The following is a 26320-nucleotide window of genomic DNA, read 5'->3' on the forward strand; positions in this document are numbered from 1 at the left end:
GTGGAGCACCCTGGCTTATCTGTTTTTGGATCTGCTTTAATGCTTGCTGATATGTATCATTAGTTATGGTGAGGGCCGCCGCTTTTAACCCTGCGACCAGTGGTAATCCAGCTTGTTGTGTAATCGCTAATGTTTGAAAAATCTGGCTCAGGCAACTTCCACGTATTAATGGAGAAATGAAAGGAAGGTGTAGGAGAAGCCTTTGTTCCAATAACTGCCAGTGAGGTTGTTTTTGGCGTAGATAACAATAGCCAATACATAATATTGCAAGTAACAGAGCAATATAGGGGCCGTAGAGCGTAATAAATGCCGATATGAAAAGCAGACCCGCAGTCAGCGCCGGTAATGGTGTATCAAATGATTGATAAATTTGTGCAAACTCAGGAAGAACCATGACCAGCATCACAACAGCGACTACCAACGCAATAATGCAAACAAATACCGGGTATTTCAGCGCTTTTATCACTTTCTTTTGTAATTTTTGCTGCTGCTCCTGATATTGAACTAACTGAGTACAGCACTGTTCAAGATTACCGGTAAGCTCTCCCATCGCTATCACTGGTGGATATAATCGGGGAAACGTTTGTGGGTAATGTGCCATTGCTTCAGACAATGGTTTTCCCTGCGCAACTAACTGACTTATCTCGTGTAATAAGCAACGCCACGGTAATGCATCCATCTCTTTGGCTAAGAGTTGTAAGCTATTGACCAAGGGTAGACCGGCTTGAAGTAAAGTGGCTAACTGGCGGGTAACGGTAATCAAACGTTCCCCTTGCCAATATCGAATTGATAAGTGTTTTCCACTTTTTACACTTAATGGCTGTAACCCATGCTGGAACATATATTCATAGACACTATCTTTTTCTGCCGCGAGTATTGCCCCTGTTTGCAATTGCCCTTTGGTCGTCATCGCTTTCCAGTGGAATAAACGACTTTTTATCATAGGGTTGCCTCCTCTTCAGTCAGGGCGGTGACAACACGATTAATCTCATCAAGAGTCGTGATTCCCTCCTCGACTAAAGTCAGGCCTGCGCAAAGTAATGTTGTCTGCTCTTGTTCGTGGGCTATCTGTACCAGTTGTGATGGGCTGACATTATTGAGCAACGCATGTTGAATTTTTGGGGTTACGTTTAACATTTCGTAAATCCCGGTCCGTCCATAATAGCCGGCGCAGCAATGCTCACATCCCACCGCCAGATAATGCTGTAAGGGCGCGGTTCTGAGTTTGGTTGGTGGCTGAAAGGGAGAGGGAGAGGGTTGACGGCAATGTAAACATAAACGGCGAACCAATCTTTGTGCGATAACCAGTTTCAGGCTGGAGGCGATCAAATGGCGATCCACTCCCATTTGAGTCAGGCGTATCAAGGTTTCAGCTGTTGAGTTGGTATGTAAGGTTGAAAGTACTAAATGCCCTGTTTGGGCGGCTTTTACTGCTATCTCAGCGGTTTCGTTATCACGGATTTCACCGACCATAATGACGTCAGGGTCTTGTCGTAATATCGCCCGTAATACTCGAGAGAAATCCAACCCTATCTTGCTATTAGTCTGCGTTTGGTTAATGCCATCAACGGGGATCTCAATAGGATCTTCAACGCTACAGATATTTCTGTATGGCTGATTAAGTCGGGCCAGGCTGCAATAGAGTGTTATGGTTTTGCCGCTTCCTGTCGGCCCTGTGACTAGAATTAGCCCCTGCGGAGCAGAGAGCGCCTGCGTTAATTGTTGTTGGGCTGATGCTGTTAGCCCCAAGGCTTCCAACTTAGTTTGTTGTTGCATATTAAGTATTCGCAACACAATTTTCTCCCCATGCTGCATGGGGAGTGTGGCTATTCTCATTGAATAACGGGCAGTTCCGAGCTGCAAAGTGAGCTGGCCATCTTGCGGTAATCGCCTTTCAGCGATATTCAGTTTGGCCATAACTTTGAGACAACTACTGATACGAACGGCTAATTCTACATCAGGAGGCGTGGATTCATGTAACACCCCATCTATCCTGAAGCGAACACGGTAGTGATGTTGATAAGGTTCAAAATGGATGTCTGATGCACGTTTCTGAATCGCTAAACTGAGCGTTTGCGTTATAAATTGAATAACAGGTACATCGCTTTCACTATCCAGCGATGTTTCATCCCAATTCTGCAACGGTGGCGTTGGCGCTTTGCCAATGGGTTGCTCAAGCTCATTTACATAGGGATTTTCTCCATTTTTCACTCCGTTACTTAAGTGGGCTTTAGCCGCGGACTCCAGGTGCAACGATTGTTCAATTTTGGCTTCCGGCCAATATTCCACGGCTATTTTACGCCCACATGTAAAACGCAGTGCAGTCAGTAATTCCTCTTTCACCGCCTCCGAAGAGGCGATAGAAAGACATTTCCGATCAAGTTTTAGTGCGACTACTCGATAGCGGCGGCAGAGTGTGTGCAATTCATCGCTGATTATTTCGCGAGGAAGTACGAGCCGGTCTGTCATTTTGATTATTCCTTATCATCAAATCGGAATACTGCTTTGCAGCTATCCGTTATACCGCTGTCCGTTGCAGTACATGTTTTTGCCCACACCAAATTACCATCGCTGTTTTTGGTTGGTGATAGTGCGAGAGTCAGCCCTGTCAGAGTATTTTGCCCTGTAAGGGTAATCACGCCCTTTGCGACACTCACGGCGCTGACATAACGCGATGACTGCCCTGCCGGGATCCCATGACTACTTGCGTTACAGTTATCCAGATTTGCTTGTTCCAAAGAGCAAAGCTCTATTGCCATTTTGTAAGGAACGATAGTTTGCAGCATATCGGTCAGCGCCGCTTTTTGGATATAACGTTGATAGGACGGAATACCGACACCACTGAGGACAGCAATGATAGCGATCGCAACCATCAGTTCAATTAATGTAAAACCCTTTTGATTAGCCATTTAGCACTCTCCTTGAGTATGAAAAAACGAGGTCAGGGTGCCGTAGTTAAATTGACAATAACAGAAGGATTACATTGAGTTGCGAGGCGTACTGTCGGATATTTTAGTTGTTGCAGAGGAGAAACAGATAACTTCGGCGGCGCTCGCAAAACTGAACCAGAGTCAGGTTATTATTATGGTCCGCCGAAGATAATTTGATAGGCTTACTGGAAACGCATTGAGAGGTCTAAAGCCGTAACGTGTTTGGTTAGCGCTCCGACTGAGATGAAGTCGATACCGGTTTCAGCATAACTGCGCAGGGTTTCCAACGTGACATTGCCTGAGACTTCCAATTGCGCACTGCCTTGTGTTTTGGTTCGTTCATCGCGCATTTTTACAGCATCGCGCATCATGGGAATAGTGAAGTTATCCAACATTACGATGTCAGCACCCGCGTCCAATGCCTGCTGCAGCTCATCAAGGGATTCAACTTCAACTTCTACCGGGACATCGGCATGTATCCAAAATGCTTTAGCAACTGCGTCTTTGATAGAACCGGCTGCAATAATGTGATTTTCCTTGATAAGGAAAGCATCAGATAAACCGAGGCGGTGATTATTACCTCCACCGCAGAGAACGGCGTACTTCAACGCGGTGCGCAATCCAGGGAGGGTTTTTCGGGTATCGAGTAATTGGGTGTGCAGCCCAGCGAGTTCGGCAACATAGCGACTCACTTCTGTTGCAACGCCTGATAGAGTTTGCACGAAGTTAAGTGCGGTGCGTTCGCCGGTGAGCAGGATACGGGCAGGGCCAGTCAGCTTGCAAAGCCGCTGATTCGCCGCCAGTTTATCGCCATCATTAACTAGCCACTCAACTGACACCGTGGCCCCAAGTTGGATGAATACTTCATTCAGCCAGCGTTGACCACAAAAGATACCGTTTTCACGGGTAATGATAGTGGCAGTGGCTTGAGTCTCTGCGGGGAGCAATTGTGCTGTGAGGTCGCGGTCTGGGTTGACCTCACCACCGAGATCTTCACTCAGAGCCTGAGCAACAGTAAAAGGGATATCACGTTGAATTCGTTCCAATAGCTCGGCGCGGCGGCTGTCGGCATTGTAGCTGCGGGTCGGCATATAAAACTCCGAAATGGCGGATAGATAGTCGTCTAAACATGCTACTCTGTTGCTGGCTGAAGTGCCATCAAAGAGCCGGTTGAAGTGTACTATTTAGGGGCTTAGACAAACTATGCAGTTAGAAAACCACTGGCAGTTAGACAACGGCTGGATCTCCGGTGTGAAGCGGGTGGTTTCCCCGCATTTTGATAAGCGACCAGAAGGTGAAGCTCCTTCTCTGCTGGTGATTCATAATATCAGTTTGCCCCCTGGCGAGTTCGGTGGCCCTTATATCGATCAACTGTTCACTGGCACACTCAAAGCCGATGAGCATCCCTACTTTGCCGATATAGTTCACTTACGTGTTTCAGCCCATTGTCTGATTCGCCGTGATGGTGAGATTATTCAATATGTTCCGTTTGATAAACGCGCCTGGCATTCGGGTGTTTCATCATTTGCCGGTCGTGAACGTTGCAACGATTTCTCTATTGGGATCGAGCTGGAAGGGACTGATGTATTACCGTTTACCTCTGAACAATATCAGCGCTTGAGCGAGATAAGCGCCTTGCTGCTTGCCCATTATCCGATAACCGTAGAGCGGGTGACGGGCCACAGTGATATTGCTCCCGAGCGTAAAACTGACCCCGGCCCAGCTTTTGACTGGGTACGGTATCGACAAAGTGTGGCAGGCCTACCGGCATCATCATAATGTCGATTTCTTAATTAGTCAGAGGTTTATGGTTGAATGCTCGCCTGTCTATAGCCTCTTCTGATACTGTTGTATCTATATACTGGGAGGCGGATGCCCTGTTTCGGGGCTGGTTAAGTGCAAAGGGAGAATAAGAGCTAATGACACTGTTTACGCTGTTGCTGGTGCTGGCATGGGAGCGCTTATTTAAACTGGGCGAACACTGGCAGTTAGATCATCGCCTTGAAGCCGTATTTGCGCGTTTACATCGGTTTTCGTTAGGGCAAACCATTTTACTGACCGCTGTATGGATGGGGCTGGTATGGTTGGTTTTACGATTACTGCAAAATATCCTGTTTGGTTTCCCTTTGTTACTGATGTGGATATTAATCTGTCTGTTATGTATCGGGGCGGGCGGCATTCGTAAACACTATCGCGCGTATTTGAAAGCGGCGCGGCAGGGTGATGTTCATGCCACGGATAAAATGGCAGAAGAGTTGGCGTTAATTCATGGTTTACCTCTGGATAGCACCGAGAAAACCAGGTTAGAATCCTTACAAAATGCCTTATTGTGGATAAATTTCCGTTACTACTTAGCGCCAATCTTCTGGTTTGTTGTTTGCGTTAACTATGGCCCGGTGGCATTAGCGGGTTATGCCATGTTGCGTGGCTACCAAACCTGGCTCGCACGTCATCAAACACCATTACAGCGATCTCAATCCGGTATTGACAGTATATTGCATTGGTTAGACTGGATACCCGTAAGATTAGTTGGAGTGGCCTATGCCTTATTAGGGCACGGCGAAAGGGCGCTACCTGCTTGGCTTGCTTCATTGGGTGACTTCCGCTCTTCGCAATTTCAGGTGCTGGTTCAATTAGCGCAGTATTCGTTGGCTCGGGAACCTCATTTGGATTCGGTACAAACACCAAGAGCCGCTGTCTCTTTAGCGCGAAAAGTAACGCTGACGGTGATTGTTGTGGTCGCGTTATTAACGATTTATGGTGCGCTGGTTTAGTCAATGGGATGTTTTTCGGGTTTATAGCGCTGGTAATGATTTATCAGCCTTTTAATGCAATTTCTTAGTATGAATTATTTCTATTTTTTCTTACTAATGAATTTTAGTCACTATTCCAATGTGGAATTCATTTTTTACCATTATTAATCAATGTTTTGAGATGATTCTACTTGTGTTTGTCTGCGATTGAAAATCTGACGTCCAATTTATCTACGTTATATATTTCCTCTTTGGAAAACTTCTGACTTTAAGTTTTACATCTGTACCATCCTCTAATTTTAATAGTCCGATTAAATTCCGAGCTATTCCTTTTTATGATTTTTCTATTTGCCATATCATTTGCCTGACCAATTTATATTGGCTTATTTGCCCATGCATTACTCAACTTATTTTAATCTGTATTTATATTTTAAATTGATTTGAATTAATGCGGGTTTGATTATGCCAATAACAAATCAGGAATATTATAATGAATTCAATTTTTAAAGGTATAGGACGTTACTTAGGCAGTGGCTTTATCAAGAAGACCATTGCCTATGCGCAAATTTTTTTACAAATATTATTAAGCACACTTCCACTGTATTCGATGAGTTTCAGTACTCAGGCGAACAGTGATATTACGAAAAAAACAGTGCTTTTTAAGCGACTTTATACGCTCACCCCAACCGATACACTTGAATCGGTGGCATCAAACTATGGCTTATCTGTGGATGAGCTTTGGGCGTTAAACATCAATTTATATAATAACCGCAGTGCTTTTGACGCAGTCAAGTACGGTGCGGTTGTTTATATTCCTAACCAAGAAGAAGAGCAACAAGCGACGCAGCAAGCCTCTATGGTTGCTTCTCATTTGTCACAGGTTGGGAATTCGTTAAGCAGCGAGGACCGCGTAGGTGCATTCTCTCGTTTAGCTAAGGGGATGTTGTTATCTTCCACGGCAAAAACAGTCGAGGAATGGTTAGGCCATATCGGTCAAGCCCAGGTTAAATTGCAAGCTGACGATAAGAATGACTTCAGTGGTTCAGAAGTGGATTTATTTATTCCCCTTTATGACCAACCTGAGAAGTTAGCCTTCAGCCAGTTTGGTTTTCGTCGTATTGACCAACGCAATATTATGAATATTGGGTTGGGGCAACGCCATTATGTATCTGACTGGATGTTCGGTTATAACATTTTCTTTGATCAACAAATATCAGGCAATGCTCATCGGCGCGTAGGGTTCGGCGGCGAATTGGCGCGGGATTACGTTAAGCTTTCGGCGAACAGTTATCATCGCTTGGGTGGCTGGAAGAATTCAACTCGGTTGGAAGATTATGACGAGCGAGCGGCTAATGGCTATGATATTCGCACAGAAGCCTATTTACCTCATTACCCGCAGTTAGGCGGGAAACTGATGTATGAGCAATACTTCGGTGACGAAGTCGCCTTGTTTGGCATTAATGAGCGACAGAAAAACCCATCAGCATTAACTGCTGGTGTCAGTTATACCCCAATTCCCCTGGTGAGCTTAGGTCTTGACCATACTATTGGTAACGGCGGTAAAAAGAAAACTGGCGTCAATGTCGCCGTCAATTACGAAATTAATACCCCTTGGCAAAAGCAGATAGATCCCGCAGCGGTACAAGCAACCCGGACTTTAGCCGGCAGCCGCATGGATTTGGTCGATCGCAATAACAATATTGTGCTGGAATACCGCAAGCAGCAGGTAGTGACATTAAATTTACCTGAAAAAATCAGTGGGAAAGAGGCACTGGTCTTACCGATAAATTATACCTTTAATGCCCGTCATGGTTTGGATCGTATCGAGTGGGATGCCGCCGATGTGATTCAGGCCGGTGGGCAAGTGAGCAGTCAGGGCAATTTGGCCTATCACGTCGCTTTGCCGCCTTATATTGACGGCGCGGCGAATGCTTATGTATTAAGCGGTCGTGCGGTGGATAAAAAAGGCAATTACTCCACTTCCAGCTCAACCAATATTTATGTTACTGGCGTCAATATTAGCAGTGTAAACAGTGTTTCTTCATTAACACCGCCTACATTGCCAGCAGATACGACCAGCCATTCGATACTCCAGTTGGCGTTAAAGACCGATGCCGGTAAGGCCGTCGGCGGTGTAGCGCGCAACATCACGTTTGCGGTGCGCGATGTCTCTGGCAATGTTCCGCGAGTCAGAAGCTTACCTCAACCGGTAATGATAGGTGAAGCACAGGAAATTCAGCCTGGTGTTTATGAAACCACGGTGACCAGCGGTAGCTCGGTTGGGCGTTTTGAAATTACTCCGACAGTGCGTGGGGTTCAGTTGAATCCACTTATTCTGACTCAAGCTGCCGATGCCACTACTGCGATGATTCATAGCAGCGGCTCTGTTACTATTTCTACTCCATCAATTACCACTAATACTGCGGATAAAACCAGACTTGAAGTGCAAGTGACTGACGCATTTGGTCATCCGGTACCGGGTGTTGAAGTGACATGGGTAAGCGATTTAAATTCGCCAGGCCTTGAGCATGTCACCAGTATTACTAACGAGCACGGTATTGCAGAAAATAATTTCAGTTCAACCGTGACAGGAACTGCCAATATTACAGTGCAAGTAGGCACTTCAACACCTGTTGCTGCGGGTGCGATTGAAATAAAGACAGATAACAGCACCATGACGGTGAAAGCCAGTGACTTTACGGTCACTACCACATCAGTTGTGGCTAATGGCACAGATAAAACCGTTTATAAACTGAAGGTGACGGACAAACAAGGTAACGCCGTTCCCGCAGCCGCCGTGGAATGGTCGAACAATATCGGTATATTCATCCAGGCTAGCCCAACTACCACCGATGCCAATGGGGAAACCTTTATTGAACTGGCGAGTACCAAGGCAGGCACGGCTAAAGTGACGGCGACTATAGGTGGCAAGCCTTATCACGCCAGTGATGTGACCTTTATTGCCTCTCGTCAAAGTGCCCAAATTGCGTTACTTCCTGCGAGCAAGATTAAGGCCGCAGCCAATGATAAGGATTGGATTACCCTTACGGCCAAAATTGTTGATGCGCACAATAACCCGATTAAAAGTGAAAAAATTGTTTGGGATGCAGTCAGCCATCAGATGACGTTCAGTCCTACAACGAAAATAACACACACCAACGATCAGGGTGAGTCAGAGATTCAAGTGGCCAGTGCCCAAGTGGGGGATGCTTCTGTTAGCGCACAGGTAGTTGCAAATGATTTGTTAATTAATCAAGACAACCAAACGCTGACATTCAGCGCTGATGCTGCTACCGCAGGTATTTCTAAATGGCTGGCACCTGGTGATCAAGCGCTTATTGCCAATGGTGTGGCAACCGTCAGCTATACGGTATTGGTGAAAGACAGCAAAGATCATATTGTGCCGAACAGTCAGGTTCTCTGGGAGACCGATCTGGGCAAATTTACTTCGTCGCAGACAATGAAAACAGTGACTACAACGGATAGTCAGGGTGAGGCGACTGTAGAGCTTGCCAGTACTCAGGCGGGTTTTGCCAAGGTTAAGGCTGCGGTTAATGGGGGTTCAATTACATCGACCGCCAAGGTTGAGTTTACGGCGGATAGTAGCACTGCGACCATCGCCATAACACCTGTCAATAAGCAGGTTTACGTTGCTAATGGCGGCGATACCGTTACCTATAACGTTATTGTGTTAGACAAACACCAAAATCCGGTTAGGGATGCAGATATAACCTGGAGTACGGTTAATCATCATGTCGTCAAGTATTCGCCGGCGAGTAGCAAGACTGATTCAGATGGTAAAGCGACAGTAGCAGTAACATCCACCGCAGCCGGTAGCACTCAGGTTCAGGCAACGCTGGCTAACAATGCCACGGATATTGCTGATCAAATTAGCTTTAATGCTGATCGTCAGACGGCAGTGATCAAGACTGTGGTGGTAAAAGGTAACAACCAGCCAGCACCTGATGGCTCTGGTTCTGTCAGTTATGTAACGACAGTTGAAGATATTAACGGCAACCCGGTTAGCGGGATGATTCTAAGCTGGGGCAGCAATATCAATAAGGTTACCAACCAGACCACCACTACCGATGCCAACGGTATGAGTACTCAAACCATCACTGGTACACAGGCTGGTAAGGTTGAAGTTTCGGTAGCGTTAAACGAAGGTAATAATGCAAAAAATCCGGTGAAAAGTATTAATGAGGCTGAGTTTGTCGCGGTAGCACCTGTTAATGCCAACTCATCCTTGTTATTACTGCCAAACCTTATTATTGCTGATGGTAAGCAAAATGCCACGCTGAAATTTACGCTGCGCGATGATAATCACAACCCAGTTTCGGGTCTGGCGAATCAAATTAAGGTCACTCAGGTAACAGCCAACTATGTAACAGTCGGAGCCATTGCTGAAACCACGGTAAAAGGGGTTTATGAAGCTGAGATCAAGGGCACGAAGGAAGGTACGGTGGATTTGACCGCCACAGTTACGGGCCGCAATGTGAGTAAAACACAGAAGCTAACCTTACAAGCGGATAATAAAACCGCCACGTTGAAGACAGTCACATCGAATATCAAAACTGCCAAAGCTGACGGCATGGACGGTATTACTTATACCGCTACCGTGATAGATGCTCAGGGTAATGCAAGCCTGGCTAATGTTTCAGTGGGTTGGAGAACCAATCTGGGTGAGTTGGTGGCGATGAGCAAAACCAATGCATCGGGCATGGCAACTGTCACCCTGACCAGCAAACAAGCTGGTAAAGCTACGGTTACTGCAATCGTCAGCAGTAGTAGCCAGATGGATGCGCTATCTGTGACCTTTACCGCCGGTGGGATTGTTATCGCACAATCATCCGCGAGTGTATCGGCTGCGAATCTGGTCGCTGATAGCACTACCACCACTCTGACAGTTAAGGTCAATGATACGAATGGCAACCCATTAACCGGTCAAAGCGGGAAAATTAAAGTCACAGCGGCTAACTTCCCTGGTTTGACGTTGCCAACTCAATTTACTGAAGGGCCTAATGGCGTTTATACCGCAACCATTAGTGGGACTAAAGCGGGGGAGGGCGAAATTGTCACTACCCTTGATGGTGCCGAATTAGCCAAACAGACGTTGAAAGTGATTGCTAATGTGCGCACTGCCAAGATTGCTGAAGTAAAACCGTTGCAGTCCGGATCGATTGCTGTGGGCGATAAAGTCACTTATCAGGCGGTCATCAAAGATGCTCACGATAACCCACTGGGTGCCGATATTCCGGTGCATTGGTCAGTCAACCGCGACACCCTGATGAGTGGTACCACGTTGACTAGCCTAACCAACAGTGCCGGTGTTGCAGAAATGGAAATCAGCCGTGATGTGCAAGGTGATGCTCTGGTCACTGCCACGGTCAACAATCACAGTTTGCAGGCGACCGCAGTTAACTTTAGCAGTGGTGGCGTGGATATCAAAGCATCCAGCGTAACGTTAATAAAAGGTAACAACATCATTGCTAACAATCTAGATGTTGCCACTATTCAGGTAGATATTCGTGACAGCAAAGGCAATCCGTTACCTAATCTGGCAGGCCAGATAACCACATCACCAAAAAGTGGGGAAAATGGTCTGACAATTAATACCAGCGATAATCCGTCTGGTGGCTATTTGGTCAAGATCACAGGGACTGAGGCCGGTAATCATGCTGTCAGTGTCTTTGTTGAGAATAACGTATTAAAAACAGTCAATGTGGAGATGGTGGGTGATACGCGGACGGCTAAATTAGAGTCAGTTAAACCAAGCAGCACGACATTTAAAGCTGATAATAAGGATAACGTGACTTATTTCGCTAAGGTGGTTGATATCAATAATAATCTGTTGGAGAACTATCCGGTTGCCTGGCGTTTGGCGCTGGGCGAAGGGACGTATGAGGGGCTGAGCCATACCAATAACTTGGGAGTTGCCGAAACTAAACTCAGTACCCGTCGTATGGGGCAATATAAAATGGAGGCGAGGGTGCGCCAACAGATTACCGTCGCAGCAGATGTCAACAGCACCGCAGGGGATGTCTATCCAGACAATTCTACTTTTGTGGTGGATGTGGCCAGCATTGATGCCAGCGGTAACACTAAAGCTAAATTAACCGCCACGCTAAAAGATAAGTTTGGCAACTTATTAGTAGGTCAGCAGGTGAGTATTCGGGAGGTTAATAATCTCTCCGATATTGTTATTACACCGGCGATTATGATTGATAATAAAAACGGCACTTACAGCGCCGAAGTGAGCGCGACTAAAAAGGGCAATGCCAAATTTATTGCCAGCATTAATGGCATAGATTTGAATCAGCAACTGCAATTGCAGGTAGGGAATATTATTCCGCAATTGAGTTTTACCAAAAATAAACATGCAATAACTTATAGTCGTAACGCCAGTAATGCACTGACTCTAATAGGTTTACCTGTTGGGCTGACGGCTGTGTGGAGTAGTGATAATTCAGATGTCGCCAAAGTTGATTCGACAACCGGTGAAATTAAAGTACTTAAAGCCGGTGTGGTAACTATTTCAGTATTAACGCTGCCAAATGAAACCTACACTTCGGGTACCGCCAGTTATCAGTTAACCGTTGATAAAGCGGATCCAGGAATAAACTTCGCGGTGGCTAAACAGGCCATTAAGTGGATGGATACTGTGTCGCCTCAGAATTTTGTATTGTCAAATTCTGATGTTACCCAGAGTGAGCTAAAGGCAATATGGCAAAGTGACGATAACCGCATTGCCACTGTTGATAGTCAAGGGCGAGTGGCATTAGTTAAGCCCGGCACGACCAAAATAAAAGTCGTTTCCGAAGAGAATGAGCGCTTCAAGCGCAGTGAAGCCAGCTATGACTTGAGTATTGCTAAATATAAGCAGCCAATCAGCTTTGCTAACAGCGTGCTAAGTAATAAAGACTCAGACTCCGTTAACGTTCAACAACCTAATGAGAAATTATCGACGCATACTCATTTGAAAACGAAGTGGTCATCGAGTGATAGCGCTATTGTAAGGGTTGCGGATGATGCGAGTACCGTGCATCTGGCCGGCCCAGGTAAGGCGCGTATTACGCTGAAAGTCGTCGGTAATGATTGGTATGAAGAGCAATCCGGCTCTTACGAGCAGGAGGTTTATGTTAAGCCAACAATCACTATCTTTAAGACGACGGCAACCAGTAAGCATGCTGATGCAGTTAATGGAACAGCTTGGTCACCAGTCTTTACCGATGATAGTTTTAAGGTAGAACTGCGCAATGAATTCTCAGAAAAATATCAAGCAGCCGGTCGCGCCAAGGTTAGTTTACTCGACAGCAATGGCGATAAAGAACTTGCTGGTAAAGAGATTAACCTACCAAGTGGTAGAGGAATAACGACGGTTACATTTGAGCCAAAACCAGAGTGGGTAGACAAGAACCTGAAAATCAAAGTGGTTGCTGTGAATAGCGTTGGTCAGGAAAGCCAGAAATTCGGGAAAAATGAAATTAAAGTAGAGAATAAGTTTAAGCCACATGAGGTTTGGAGTCGTGCCGCTATCTATAAGAATTATACATTGCACCATGGGAATGGAAATCAGCGAAACACTTGTCCCGTTGCATCTAGCATATTCGTCGCTTTTTCTTATTCCCAAGTTAATTGGAAACTGAAACTGGAATTTGATAAGGAATTATTACATCCGATAACAATCGTTAAATTGCAGGCTGATGTGCCACGCGATGGCGATGATGTAACACATATGTCCTCTAGAGAGGATATATATAAAACTTATGATAAATCAGGTAATACTATATTAGATGATGATTGCGTCGAATCTAATAATGGGGATATTTATACGGTGATGACGACTGAATATATGGGTAAGACTTATAATTATAGAACTCTCAACTATTTGTACTGGGACGGTCAGGGGCTAAATATGGGTAATGACCAGGTTGATGGGTTTATACACAAATAGTCAGCGTTTACATAGTATGAATTAACTCCACTACAGGGAATATAAGAAAATCAAGAGGGCTGCGCCTACCGTGCAGCCCTCTTTTCTATTTTGTCTACGCCCGCGATGCCAACAGCCCCCTCAGTCAGTATTTATCCGCCGGCGGTTCGCCAAATAGCGGCATCCCATTGTTATCCCAACTCATTGTTTTTAATCGTGTATGGCGGTTAGGGTCATAAAGTGGATCGCCCTCAATTTCTGTGTAGTTACGCGCGTGATACACCAATACATCCTCTCCTTGCTCATTGACGGTAAAACTATTGTGTCCGGGGCCAAATTGACGATTTTGGTAATGCGTCCGAAACACCGGTTCGGGCAGTTTATGCCACTGCGCGGCATCCATGACATCAGCGTTAATGTCCGCCCATAACAACCCAATACAATAGTTTTCATCAGTGGCACTGGCGGAATAACTGATAAATATCCGCTCACCATGTTTGATAACCGCCGGCCCCTCGTTTACCCAAAAGCCTATGATTTCCCAGGGTAACTCGGGTTTAGATAGCATCACCGGCTCACCTTGTAGTGTCCACGGGTTCGCCATCTCAGCTAAATACAGATTTGAATTACCGCGAATGGCCGGATCTTTCTGCGCCCATAAATAGTAGTGCTTGCCTTGATGGGTAAAATGGGTGGCATCCAGTGAGAAAGTATCCAGCGGGGTGATGATTTGCCCTTTCTCAATCCAGTTACCTGTTAGCGGATTAGCCGCATCGCACTCTAAAGCAAACATGCGGTGTTGAAATAAGCCGTCGGCAATGTCAGGTGAATGGGCCGCTGCGAAATAGATATACCATTTACCGGCAATAAAATGCAGTTCAGGTGCCCAGATCAAGGCACTCATTGGGCCTTGTTGTGGCTTATGCCACACCGTTACTGCCTCTGCCTGAGCTAAACCTATCAGTGATTTTGCACGGCGTAATTCGAGGCGGTCATATTCAGGTACCGAGGCGGTAAAATAGTAATAACCATCCGTGTGCCAATAGATAAATGGATCAGCCCGCTGTTCAATCAAGGGGTTAGGGTAGTGATGCTCATTCATAGCAATTCCTTAATCTTATTTAGCTTCCAGTTGTTTACCGAGGCGATAGTCGCTCAATTCTTGGTAATTGTGGCGACGTTTTTCCAGATCGATTTGAATCTGCTGCATAAGTTTGCGATCCACTTTCAACAACCGCACCACACCGGCGGTAATTAAATAGCCAATTGCTGGAATCACAGTAAATAACAGCACGATACTGTTTAATGCGCTCGGTGCCTGATTGATGGCATCAGCCTGATAACCGGTGGCAGATAGCAGGAAACCGACCATCGCACCCGCCACGGCCAGACCCACTTTTAAGAAGAACAGATTGCCTGAAAAACTGATGCCAGTGATGCGTTTGCCGGTCTTCCATTCACCATAATCATCCACATCGGCCATCAGTGACCAGTGCAGCGGCGAGGGGATTTGATGCAAAATATTGAGCAGGAAGTAGGCCACGACAATCAGTGATGTCAGGTGCGGATTGAGGAAATAGAAGCCGCAGGAGAAAATCGCCAACACAATATTAGTCCAGAAAAACACCTTTAATTTGCAGAACTTATCGGTTAGCGGTTTGGCCAGCGCACTGCCAATCATCATGCCAATCACCCCCAGGCTGATAAACAGGCTGGCGAACGAGAAGGATTGCTGCATGACATAAGTGACGTAATACATGGTGGCCGCCATGCGGATAAAACCGGGGCAAACGTTACAGAAGGTCAGCAACAGAATGCGCACCCACTGGTCATTTTTCCACACATCGCGCAGATCGGATTTCAGGGCATCGTTAGTTGGAATAGCGGGTTTGATCCGTTCCTTTACTGTCATAAAACAGAACAAAAACATAAAGAAGGCGATGGTTGCCAGCACGCCCATTGCCATTTGATAGCCGCGTGCTTTATCCGCACCACCGAACCATTCCGCCATCGGTAATAATGTCATTGATAATATCAATGTCGCAATCCCGACCATGATAAAGCGGTATGACTGACAAGAGACGCGCTCTTTCGGATCAGAGGTAATCACGCCACCCAATGAACAATAAGGGATATTAATGGCAGTGTAAGACAATGACATTAAGAAGTAAGTGGCGAAGGCATAGATCACTTTGCTGTTATAAGTCCATTCAGGGGTAGTAAACATCAGTACACTGAATAAGACATAAGGCAGAGACATCCACAACAGATAAGGGCGGAAGCGGCCATAGCGACTTTGGGTGCGATCCGCGATTGCCCCCATTATCGGGTCAGTGATGGCATCCAAAACCCGCACTGACAGCAGCAGAACCCCCACTAGTGCAGGTGCCAGACCGAAAATATCGGTGTAGAAATAGTTCAGGAACAGCATGATTGCACCACCAATCATATTGCAGCCTGCATCCCCCATCCCATATCCGATCTTCTCTTTTATGGTAAGTGCAGTGGTCATGGATATTCTCTCCGTTATGGATCAGAAACTGTCATTGGGGATGGATTATTGCTGTTCTAATGGCGCAGACATCAGAAGTTAATGGTTGTAGAGATGGACAAACGAGTCATCGCCATCAAAGTGTGATCAGAGCGACAAAAAAACAGATTAGAAATTTAACATATAAGCGTAACCGAACAGGATTGGGTGACTGATGGCATCATTACCTTCCACTTTAGCGGTAAATCAGACAGTTAAATTGGGCGAGGAGTTTGATTGTGGCGGTTGGTTGGTTGGTTTTTGCTAAACAATAAAATAAACAGGCCAGCACTGGAAGCTGGCCTGAAAGGACTATTTTGTCAGATTTACCCGAAAAACCGGCTACATTCTGCTATCAGAATTTGCGCGTTGATGACGATTTTTCAGGATATAACCGACAGCTAATACCACCACCCAGGCTGGAATTAACAGCACCGAAATCTGAATCCCCGGCGTCAGATACATAATCACCAAAATCCCGCTCAGGAAAGCCAGACACAGATAGTTGCTAAACGGATACCAGAAGGCTTTAAATTGCGGGATAACACCCTGACGGTTTTTCGCCGCACGGAACTTCAAGTGTGCGAGGCTAATCATCGCCCAGTTGATCACCAGTGCGGATACCACTAACGCCATCAATAATTCAAAAGCACGGCCCGGAATCAGATAGTTAATCAGCACGCAGAAAGCGGTTGCGAATGCTGAAACGGCAATCGCAATCACCGGCACACCACGACCATCCACTTTTAATAGCATTTTCGGGCCATTGCCTTGCTTGGCTAAACCGAACAACATGCGGCTGTTACAGTAAACACAGCTGTTGTAGACCGACAATGCTGCGGTCAATACCACGACGTTTAACACTGTTGCCACTATATTACTGTTCAATGCATGGAAGATCAGCACAAACGGGCTGCCGCCTTCCACCACTTTGCCCCACGGGTAAAGTGACAACAAAATTGCCAGAGAACCGATATAGAACAACAGGATGCGATAGATAACCTGATTGGTCGCTTTTGGGATACTTTTGGCTGGGTCTTCTGCTTCTGCTGCGGTGATGCCGACTAACTCAAGCCCACCGAAGGAGAACATAATCACCGCCATTGCCATCACTAACCCCATGATGCCATTGGGGAAGAAGCCACCCTGCGCCCACAAGTTGGTAACAGTGGCTTCCGGGCCACCCTGGCCGCTCAGCAATAACCAGCCGCCAAATAAAATCATGGCAATAATGGCGACCACTTTAATGATGGCAAACCAGAACTCCATCTCGCCATATACTTTCACGTTAGCCAGATTGATGGCATTAATCGCGAGGAAGAACACTGCGGCAGAAACCCACGTTGGGATCTCCGGCCACCAATATTGTACATAGATACCTACGGCGGTCAGTTCGGCCATCGCCACTAACACATACAGTACCCAGTAGTTCCAACCGGAGGCGAAACCGGCAAAGTTACCCCAATATTTGTAGGCAAAATGGCTAAATGAGCCGGCTACTGGCTCTTCCACTACCATTTCCCCTAACTGGCGCATAATCAGAAACGCGATAAAACCGCCAATCGCGTACCCCAGTAACACTGAAGGCCCCGCCATTTGAATGGTCTGCGCGATACCGAGAAACAACCCAGTCCCAATTGCGCCACCGAGGGCAATAAGCTGTATGTGGCGGTTTTTAAGCCCCCGTTTTAGCTCTGCACCTTCCTGTTGAACACTCATTCTTGCATCCTCTGTCGTTGTCACTTCTAGCGGGCAAACCCGTTACCTTTCAAGCTACAGAGGTGTTGGCTGAACGCATTGCCCGGCCCATTCTTTGGCCGGGTTTCTGTTTGCCGCCTTCCTGCATTTTGAAATCTATTCGGTATAAATCGGTGCCTTTTGCTATGCGTAAGGTTTTGATTACACTGTTTGTATTGTTTTGTTTACGGTTGCTTTGTTGGGAATTTTCTCTTTAGGCTACCGTTTGAAAGAGAATAGTGGTAAGCGGGAATTATTGCATCCGCTTTTTGTTTTAAACGGCCAAGTTTTATGTAAAACACGAAGAAAAATGTTGATACGTGATTAAGCGGTGACTTTCATAAAGTGCTGCAATGTGGATTTATCGAACAAAAAAAGCTCAGTGAGCGATTTTTATTATGGTCTGATCTACTCTCAGGTAAGGGAGTGGGGTAAGACAGAAACTTCTTAGTCTTAACTGAATTTAAAATCATAAATAACGAATAAAAAGGCGAAAATAAAATAACTTTCACGCTTCAGCTTGCCTAATTACCCGTTTCATTAGAGTTAAAACGCGCTACGGTTAGGTAATGGTATTACCACCACTACGTTATCACTTTGCGATGCTTTATCAGTGAAGTTGTTAAAATGTGCGAGGTTTCATGATTTCGGTCAAGGTCCGTCTGGACAGCTAGTGAATACTTTGTTACTTTATCGTCACGTTTTTGAAATTGGTATTACCAATTGACTTCGAGCCTCTCGCAGAGACGATTCACTCAATACGGCTAACAGCGCGACTTACAGAAAATATGGCCTACAACAAAATACGTCAGCCCAAATTGTCAGATGTCATCGAGCAGCAGCTCGAATACCTGATCTTGGAAGGGACGCTACGCCCGGGTGAGAAGTTACTGCCTGAGCGCGAGTTGGCGAAGCAATTTGATGTTTCCCGTCCTTCTTTGAGAGAAGCCATCCAGCGCCTGGAAGCCAAGGGGTTGTTGTTGCGCCGTCAGGGGGGAGGCACTTTCGTGCAAACCAATCTGTGGCAAAGCTTTAGCGATCCGCTGGCTGAACTGCTGGCCGACCATCCAGAATCACAATTCGATTTGTTAGAAACCCGTCATGCCCTCGAGGGTGTCGCTGCCTATTATGCTGCACTGCGTGGTACCGATGAAGACCTGCAACGCATTCGTGAATGCCATACTGCTATTCAGCAAGCGCAGGATAACGGCGATTTGGATGCCGAGGCTGATGCTGTCATGCAGTATCAAGTGGCCGTCACAGAAGCTGCGCATAATGTGGTGTTACTGCATTTACTGCGTTGTATGGGGCCAATGCTGGAACAAAACGTAAGACAAAACTTTGAATTGCTTTACTCGCGCCGAGAAATGCTGGCAACGGTAAGCAGTCACCGCGCCGGGATTTTTGAGGCGATTGTGGCACGCGAGCCAGAGAAAGCCCGCGAAGCTTCACACCGTCACTTGGCGTTTATTGAGGAGATTCTGTTGGATCTTAGTCGGGAGCACAGTCGCCGTGAGCGTTCTTTGCGTCGGCTCCAGCAGCGCAAGGATTAGAAACGAATCATTCAGGTTGCGCCTTAGCAAGACCTCAATAATTTTTTCTGAATTCTTATTTGAGAATGATTAGCGGCAACTATCCCCAAAATAATTCGAGTTGTAGGTAGGCGGCAAGGGAGTGAACCCTCAGGAGCTTACTTGAGTAAGTGACTGAGGTGAGAGAATGCAGCCAACGCCCCTCCAGCTTGAAGTATGACGGGGACAAACTGATGGGCCTATCTTCCGGTGTTTTCACCAGGGCACGTGCTTTAGCCTGGGGTTAAAGCACAGGAAGATAGGCTCCAAATAAACCATTAGAAACAGATAAGGAATACCACCATGTCAGAACGTTTAAATAATGACGTGGATCCGATCGAAACCCGCGACTGGCTACAGGCGATCGAATCGGTCATCCGTGAAGAGGGTGTTGAGCGTGCTCAGTATCTGATTGATCAGGTTTTGGGCGAGGCCCGTAAAGGTGGTGTGAGTGTTGCGGCAGGTTCTGCCAGCCGTGATTACATCAACACTATCCCGGTAGAAGACGAACCGGCTTACCCTGGCAACCTGGAGCTGGAGCGTCGTATTCGTTCCGCGATCCGTTGGAATGCCGTGATGACCGTGTTGCGTGCATCGAAGAAAGATCTGGATTTGGGCGGCCACATGGCATCCTTCCAATCTTCCGCGACCTTCTACGAGGTTTGCTTCAACCACTTCTTCCGTGCTCGTAACCAAAAAGACGGCGGCGATCTGGTTTACTTCCAGGGTCACATCTCTCCGGGCGTTTACGCACGAGCCTTCCTTGAAGGCCGCTTGACTCAAGAGCAGATGGATAACTTCCGTCAGGAAGTTGACGGTAAGGGTCTGTCTTCTTACCCGCACCCGAAACTGATGCCTGAATTCTGGCAGTTCCCGACTGTCTCTATGGGCCTTGGCCCAATCAGTGCAATCTATCAGGCCAAGTTCCTGAAATACCTGTCTCACCGTGGTCTGAAAGACACTTCAGCACAGACCGTATACGCCTTCCTGGGCGACGGCGAGATGGATGAGCCAGAATCCAAAGGTGCGATCACCATCGCCACCCGTGAAAAACTGGATAACCTGGTCTTTGTTATCAACTGTAACTTGCAGCGCCTTGATGGCCCGGTTACCGGTAACGGCAAAATTATTAATGAGCTGGAAGGTATCTTCAGTGGTGCTGGCTGGCAGGTTCTGAAAGTGATTTGGGGTGGTCGTTGGGATGAGCTGCTGCGTAAAGATACCAGCGGTAAACTGATCCAACTGATGAACGAAACGCTGGATGGCGACTACCAAACCTTCAAATCCAAAGACGGCGCTTATGTGCGCGAACACTTCTTTGGTCGTTTCCCAGAAACGGCTGCATTAGTGAAAGACATGAGCGACGACGAGATCTGGTCTCTGAACCGTGGCGGTCATGATCCGAAGAAAGTCTTTGCTGCACTGAAAAAAGCACAAGAAACTACGGGCAAACCGACTGTTATCCTGGCCCACACCATTAAAGGTTACGGCATGGGCGAAACAGCGGAAGGTAAAAACATCGCCCACCAGGTGAAGAAAATGAACATGGAAGGGGTTCACCACTTCCGCGATCGTTTCAATGTGCCGGTTGCCGATGCTGATATCGAAAAACTGCCATATATCACCTTCGATAAAGATTCCGAAGAGTCCAAGTATCTGCACGAACGCCGTCAGGCGCTGGAAGGCTACGTGCCAACCCGTATGCCTAAGTTCACTGAAAAGCTGGAAATGCCAGCATTGTCAGATTTCAGCGCCTTGCTGGAAGAGCAGAACAAAGAAATCTCTACCACTATCGCTTTCGTGCGTGTGCTGAACGTGATGCTGAAGAACAAGTCTATCAAAGACCGCATTGTTCCAATCATCGCTGATGAAGCGCGTACCTTCGGTATGGAAGGTCTGTTCCGTCAGATTGGTATTTACAGCCCGAATGGTCAGCAGTACACCCCGCAAGACCGTGAACAGGTTGCTTACTACAAAGAAGACGAAAAAGGCCAGATCCTGCAAGAAGGGATCAACGAACTGGGTGCGGCATCTTCCTGGCTGGCGGCGGCGACGTCATACAGCACCAACGATCTGCCAATGATCCCGTTCTATATCTACTACTCCATGTTCGGTTTCCAACGTATTGGCGATCTGTGCTGGGCTGCGGGTGACCAACAGGCACGCGGCTTCTTGATCGGGGGTACTTCAGGTCGTACCACGCTGAACGGTGAAGGTCTGCAACATGAAGATGGTCACAGCCACATTCAGTCACTGACTATCCCGAACTGTATCTCTTACGATCCGGCTTATGCGTATGAAGTTGCTGTCATTATGCATGATGGCCTGGTGCGTATGTACGGTGACGCGCAAGAAAACATCTACTACTACCTGACCACGCTGAACGAAAACTACCATATGCCAGCCATGCCACAGGGCGCAGAAGAAGGTATCCGTAAAGGTATCTACAAGCTGGAAACCCTGGAAGGTAAGAACGGTAAAGTGCAGTTGCTGGGTTCTGGTTCGATCCTGCGTCATGTGCGTGAAGCCGCTCAGATTCTGGCTAACGACTACGGTGTAGGTTCTGACACCTACAGCGTAACTTCCTTCACCGAACTGGCGCGTGATGGGCAGGACTGTGAGCGTTGGAACATGCTGCACCCAACTGAAACCCCACGTGTGCCATACATCGCTCAGGTGATGAATGAAGCACCAGCGGTAGCGTCTACCGACTACATGAAACTGTTTGCCGAGCAGGTTCGTACTTTCGTACCCGCCAGCGATTATCGCGTACTGGGTACTGACGGCTTCGGTCGTTCAGACAGCCGCGAAAACCTGCGTCACCACTTCGAAGTTGATGCTTCTTACGTGGTGGTTGCTGCTCTGGGTGAACTGGCTAAACGCGGTGAAATTGAAGCTTCTGTGGTCGCTGATGCGATTAAGAAATTCAACATCAACCCAGAAAAAGTTAACCCGCGTCTGGCTTAAGAGGTACTGAATAATGTCTATCGAAATCAAAGTACCGGACATCGGTGCAGATGAAGTTGAAGTCACCGAAATTATGGTGAAAGTGGGTGATACCGTTGAAGCTGAGCAATCACTTATCACTGTTGAAGGTGATAAAGCTTCTATGGAAGTCCCTTCACCACAGGCAGGTGTCGTTAAAGAAATCAAAATTGCGGTCGGCGACACTGTCGCGACCGGCAAACTGATGATGATCTTCGAAGCAACAGGTGCCGCAGCGGCTCCTGCTAAAGCGCAAGAGAAAGCAGCGGCCCCAGCTTCGGCTGCAGCTCCTGCGGCTCCTGCGGCCAGCGCTGCGAAAGATGTTGCAGTACCCGATATCGGTGGTGATGAAGTTGAAGTCACTGAAATCATGGTTAAAGTGGGCGACACTGTTGCCGCTGAACAATCATTGATCACCGTTGAAGGCGACAAAGCCTCAATGGAAGTACCGGCACCGTTCGCCGGTGTCGTGAAAGAGATCAAAATCAGTACTGGCGATAAAATCAGCACTGGTTCTCTGATTATGGTATTTGAAGTGGCAGGTGCTGCGGCACCAGCAACTGAGTCAGCTCCGGCAGCGGCTCCTGCTGCTGCACCGGCGGCCTCTGCTGCCAAAAATGTTGCAGTACCAGACATCGGTGGTGATGAAGTTGAAGTCACAGAAGTGATGGTGAAAGTGGGCGATAAAGTGGCTGCTGAACAATCACTGATTACCGTTGAAGGTGATAAAGCCTCAATGGAAGTGCCAGCACCGTTCGCCGGTATCGTGAAAGAGATCAAAATCAGCACCGGCGATAAAGTGAAAACCGGTTCTCTGATCATGGTGTTTGAAGTGGAAGGCGCGGCACCTGCTGCCGCACCAGCTCAGCAAGCCGCTCCTGCTGCGGCACCGGCCAAAGCCGCGGCTGCATCGGCACCTGCTGCCAGCAAAGGTGAGTTCGCTGAGAATGACGCTTACGTGCATGCCACGCCGGTTATCCGTCGTTTAGCCCGTGAATTTGGCGTGAATCTGGCGAAAGTGAAAGGGACGGGTCGTAAAGGCCGTATCCTGCGCGAAGACGTTCAGGCTTATGTGAAAGATGCGGTCAAACGTGCTGAAGCGGCGCCAGCGGGGGCTACCGGTGGTGGTCTGCCAGGCATGCTGCCTTGGCCGAAAGTTGATTTCAGCAAGTTCGGCGAAATCGAAGAAGTGGAATTGGGTCGTATCCAGAAAATCTCTGGCGCTAACCTGAGCCGTAACTGGGTCATGATCCCCCATGTGACTCACTTCGACAAAACTGATATCACCGATCTGGAAGCGTTCCGTAAGCTGCAGAACGACGAAGCTGCCAAGCGTAAGCTGGACGTGAAGTTCACCCCAGTGGTGTTCATCATGAAAGCGGTTGCTGCTGCTCTCGAGCAGATGCCACGTTTGAACAGCTCACTGTCCGAAGATGGTCAGAAGCTGACACTGAAAAAGTACATCAATATCGGTGTCGCGGTAGATACGCCAAATGGTCTGGTTGTTCCGGTATTCAAGGATGTGAACAAGAAAAGCATCACTGAACTGTCCCGTGAACTGATGGCTATCTCCAAGAAAGCTCGTGATGGCAAGCTGACCGCGGGCGAAATGCAGGGCGGTTGCTTCACTATCTCCAGCCTGGGCGGTATCGGGACAACTCACTTCGCGCCAATTGTTAACGCGCCGGAAGTGGCTATCTTGGGTGTCTCCAAGTCTGCGATAGAGCCAGTCTGGAACGGTAAAGAGTTCCAGCCGCGTCTGATGATGCCGATGTCGCTTTCCTTCGACCACCGTGTGATTGACGGTGCTGATGGTGCGCGCTTTATCACTATCATCAACAATATGCTGGCCGACATTCGCCGTCTGGTGATGTAATCGTCAAGGCCGGCCTCGTGCCGGCCTTATTGTTATACCTTTCGTTCTTGAAGTAGCAGCGGTGTTAGCTGCGCGCACTAACCCGAATCACTTACTTGAGTAAGCTCATCGGGATTAGCTTGCTGGCTGCCTACCTGCAACGCCAAGTACTTTAGGTAGATACATAGACAAAAGACAGTTATGAACCGGCTTTGTCGGCTCGTTACATAAGTCGACAAGGTTGTTGAGACACTCGTCACGCGATGCGGCTTTTCAGTTTATTAACAATTCTGTAAACTGCCGCGTGTCAGTATCCCGGTGTATGAACGGCATTATGAAATTAATTAGCCTAACTAATTAGCCTAAAATACCCGATAGATTTCAAGTTGTAGGAAGGCAGCCAGCAAGCTAATCCCGATGAGCTTACTTATATAAGGTCAACTACAAGTAAGTGATTCGGGTTAGTGAGAGCAGCTAACGCGCCTACAGTTTGAAAGATGAAGGATATTTCGCCGGACAAACAATTAAGAGGTCATGATGAGTACTGAAATTAAAACTCAGGTCGTGGTACTTGGGGCAGGCCCAGCAGGGTACTCTGCTGCTTTTCGTTGCGCGGATTTAGGTTTAGAAACCATTCTGGTTGAGCGTTACTCTACCCTGGGTGGTGTTTGCTTGAATGTCGGTTGTATCCCTTCCAAGGCGTTGTTGCACGTCGCTAAAGTTATCGAAGAAGCTAAAGCATTAGCTGAACACGGTATCGTTTTTGGCGAGCCTAAAACTGATATTGATAAAGTGCGTGTTTGGAAAGAGAAAGTTATCAATCAGTTAACCGGTGGTTTGGCAGGTATGGCTAAAGGCCGTAAAGTCAAAGTGGTCAACGGTTTGGGTAAATTTACTGGCGCGAACACCTTAGTGGTTGAGGGCGAAAACGGCCCGACGACCATTACTTTCGATAACGCGATTATCGCCGCTGGCTCTCGTCCAATCCAACTGCCATTTATTCCTCATGAAGACCCACGCGTTTGGGACTCCACTGACGCACTGGCACTGAAAACCGTTCCTGAGCGCCTGCTGGTTATGGGCGGCGGGATCATCGGTCTGGAAATGGGTACGGTTTACCATGCGCTTGGCTCGAAGATTGATGTAGTCGAAATGGCTGATCAGGTTATTCCGGCTGCTGACAAAGACGTAGTGAAAGTCTTTACCAAACGTATCAGCAAGCAATTCAACCTGATGCTGGAAACCAAAGTGACTGCGGTAGAAGCCAAAGAAGACGGCATCTATGTCACGATGGAAGGCAAAAAAGCGCCAGCAGAACCACAGCGTTATGATGCAGTGCTGGTGGCTATCGGCCGTGTACCTAACGGTAAATTGCTGGATGCAGGTCAGGCTGGCGTTGAAGTTGACGAACGTGGCTTTATCCACGTTGATAAACAACTGCGTACCAACGTACCGCACATCTTTGCTATCGGCGACATCGTGGGTCAGCCAATGCTGGCACATAAAGGTGTTCACGAAGGTCATGTTGCTGCTGAAGTTATCTCCGGCATGAAGCATTACTTCGATCCGAAAGTGATTCCATCCATTGCGTACACTGAACCAGAAGTCGCATGGGTGGGTTTGACCGAGAAAGAAGCCAAAGAAAAAGGCATCAGCTACGAGACCTCCACCTTCCCGTGGGCGGCATCGGGCCGTGCTATCGCTTCAGATTGCGCAGACGGTATGACTAAACTTATCTTCGACAAAGAAACTCACCGTATCATCGGTGGTGCCATTGTTGGGACTAACGGTGGTGAACTGTTAGGTGAAATCGGTCTGGCAATCGAGATGGGTTGTGATGCGGAAGATATCGCGTTGACCATCCATGCTCACCCTACCTTGCATGAATCTGTCGGTCTGGCAGCGGAAATCTACGAAGGTAGCATTACTGACTTGCCTAACCCGAAAGCGAAAAAGAAATAAGCTTTCGCTGACGCAGTAAGATAATAAGCGGCTCCTGAATAGGGGCCGTTTTGATGAAAATAAC

At 47.4% G+C, this 26320-nt stretch carries 14 protein-coding genes; 7 read left to right on the forward strand and 7 right to left on the reverse strand.

Annotation, left to right across the window (positions count from 1 at the left end; translation table 11 throughout):
• From hofC to nadC, 4 genes are all read right to left on the reverse strand, one after another.
• Positions 1–943, reverse strand: a 943-nt coding sequence (gene hofC / locus YALDO0001_RS17860; RefSeq protein ID WP_042840474.1) for a protein transport protein HofC, incomplete at its 3' end; no start/stop codon positions are given.
• Positions 940–2469: a type II secretion system protein GspE gene (gspE, locus tag YALDO0001_RS17865; protein WP_042840475.1), complete on the reverse strand. Its 1530-nt coding sequence runs from the start codon at positions 2467–2469 to the stop codon at positions 940–942. The genes gspE and hofC, both read right to left, overlap by 4 nt.
• Positions 2470–2474: 5 nt before the next feature.
• A complete protein-coding gene (gene ppdD / locus YALDO0001_RS17870; RefSeq protein WP_004705242.1) occupies positions 2475–2909 on the reverse strand; it encodes a prepilin peptidase-dependent pilin in 435 nt (144 codons plus the stop codon).
• Between the two features lie 203 nt (positions 2910–3112).
• Positions 3113–4021: a carboxylating nicotinate-nucleotide diphosphorylase gene (gene nadC / locus YALDO0001_RS17875; RefSeq protein ID WP_004705243.1), complete on the reverse strand. Its 909-nt coding sequence runs from the start codon at positions 4019–4021 to the stop codon at positions 3113–3115.
• A 112-nt stretch (positions 4022–4133) separates the two neighbouring features.
• On the opposite strand from nadC, the gene ampD reads away from it, so the two are divergent.
• The 3 genes from ampD to YALDO0001_RS17890 all read left to right on the forward strand — a co-directional run bounded on the left by ampD (position 4134) and on the right by YALDO0001_RS17890 (position 13637).
• The gene (ampD, locus tag YALDO0001_RS17880) at positions 4134–4709 is read left to right on the forward strand and encodes a 1,6-anhydro-N-acetylmuramyl-L-alanine amidase AmpD (RefSeq protein ID WP_004705245.1); all 576 of its coding nucleotides are present in this window, start codon (positions 4134–4136) and stop codon (positions 4707–4709) included.
• Positions 4710–4849: 140 nt separating this feature from the next.
• Positions 4850–5704, forward strand: a complete 855-nt coding sequence (gene ampE / locus YALDO0001_RS17885; RefSeq protein ID WP_004705247.1) for a beta-lactamase regulator AmpE — start codon at positions 4850–4852, stop codon at positions 5702–5704.
• Between the two features lie 469 nt (positions 5705–6173).
• Positions 6174–13637 (forward strand): inverse autotransporter beta-barrel domain-containing protein, encoded by a 7464-nt coding sequence (locus YALDO0001_RS17890; RefSeq protein WP_004705249.1) that lies wholly within the window; start codon positions 6174–6176, stop codon positions 13635–13637.
• A 124-nt stretch (positions 13638–13761) separates the two neighbouring features.
• Here YALDO0001_RS17890 and YALDO0001_RS17895 read toward each other — a convergent pair whose 3' ends face one another.
• The 3 genes from YALDO0001_RS17895 to YALDO0001_RS17905 form a co-directional block, all read right to left on the reverse strand.
• On the reverse strand, positions 13762–14718 hold the full coding sequence (locus YALDO0001_RS17895; RefSeq protein WP_004705251.1) for a glycoside hydrolase family 43 protein: 957 nt from the start codon (positions 14716–14718) through the stop codon (positions 13762–13764).
• Positions 14719–14733: 15 nt separating this feature from the next.
• Positions 14734–16128, reverse strand: coding sequence for a glycoside-pentoside-hexuronide (GPH):cation symporter (locus YALDO0001_RS17900; protein WP_042840477.1), 1395 nt, complete (start codon positions 16126–16128; stop codon positions 14734–14736).
• 360 nt (positions 16129–16488) lie between these two features.
• Positions 16489–17865 carry an amino acid permease gene (locus YALDO0001_RS17905; RefSeq protein WP_004705255.1) on the reverse strand — a complete coding sequence of 459 codons (1377 nt, stop codon included), beginning with the start codon at positions 17863–17865 and terminating at the stop codon, positions 16489–16491.
• Between the two features lie 806 nt (positions 17866–18671).
• On the opposite strand from YALDO0001_RS17905, the gene pdhR reads away from it, so the two are divergent.
• The 4 genes from pdhR (at position 18672) to lpdA (ending at position 26256) form a co-directional block, all read left to right on the forward strand.
• A complete protein-coding gene (gene pdhR / locus YALDO0001_RS17910; RefSeq protein ID WP_004705257.1) occupies positions 18672–19436 on the forward strand; it encodes a pyruvate dehydrogenase complex transcriptional repressor PdhR in 765 nt (254 codons plus the stop codon).
• Positions 19437–19757: 321 nt separating this feature from the next.
• Complete coding sequence (gene aceE, locus YALDO0001_RS17915; protein ID WP_004705259.1) at positions 19758–22421, forward strand: pyruvate dehydrogenase (acetyl-transferring), homodimeric type; 2664 nt, start codon at positions 19758–19760, stop codon at positions 22419–22421.
• Between the two features lie 13 nt (positions 22422–22434).
• Positions 22435–24315, forward strand: a complete 1881-nt coding sequence (aceF, locus tag YALDO0001_RS17920) for a pyruvate dehydrogenase complex dihydrolipoyllysine-residue acetyltransferase (RefSeq protein ID WP_004705261.1) — start codon at positions 22435–22437, stop codon at positions 24313–24315.
• Positions 24316–24831: 516 nt separating this feature from the next.
• Positions 24832–26256: a dihydrolipoyl dehydrogenase gene (lpdA, locus tag YALDO0001_RS17925; protein WP_162484248.1), complete on the forward strand. Its 1425-nt coding sequence runs from the start codon at positions 24832–24834 to the stop codon at positions 26254–26256.
• Positions 26257–26320: the final 64 nt, after the last annotated feature.

It is taken from the genome of Yersinia aldovae ATCC 35236 (assembly GCF_000173735.1).
GTDB lineage: Bacteria > Pseudomonadota > Gammaproteobacteria > Enterobacterales > Enterobacteriaceae > Yersinia > Yersinia aldovae.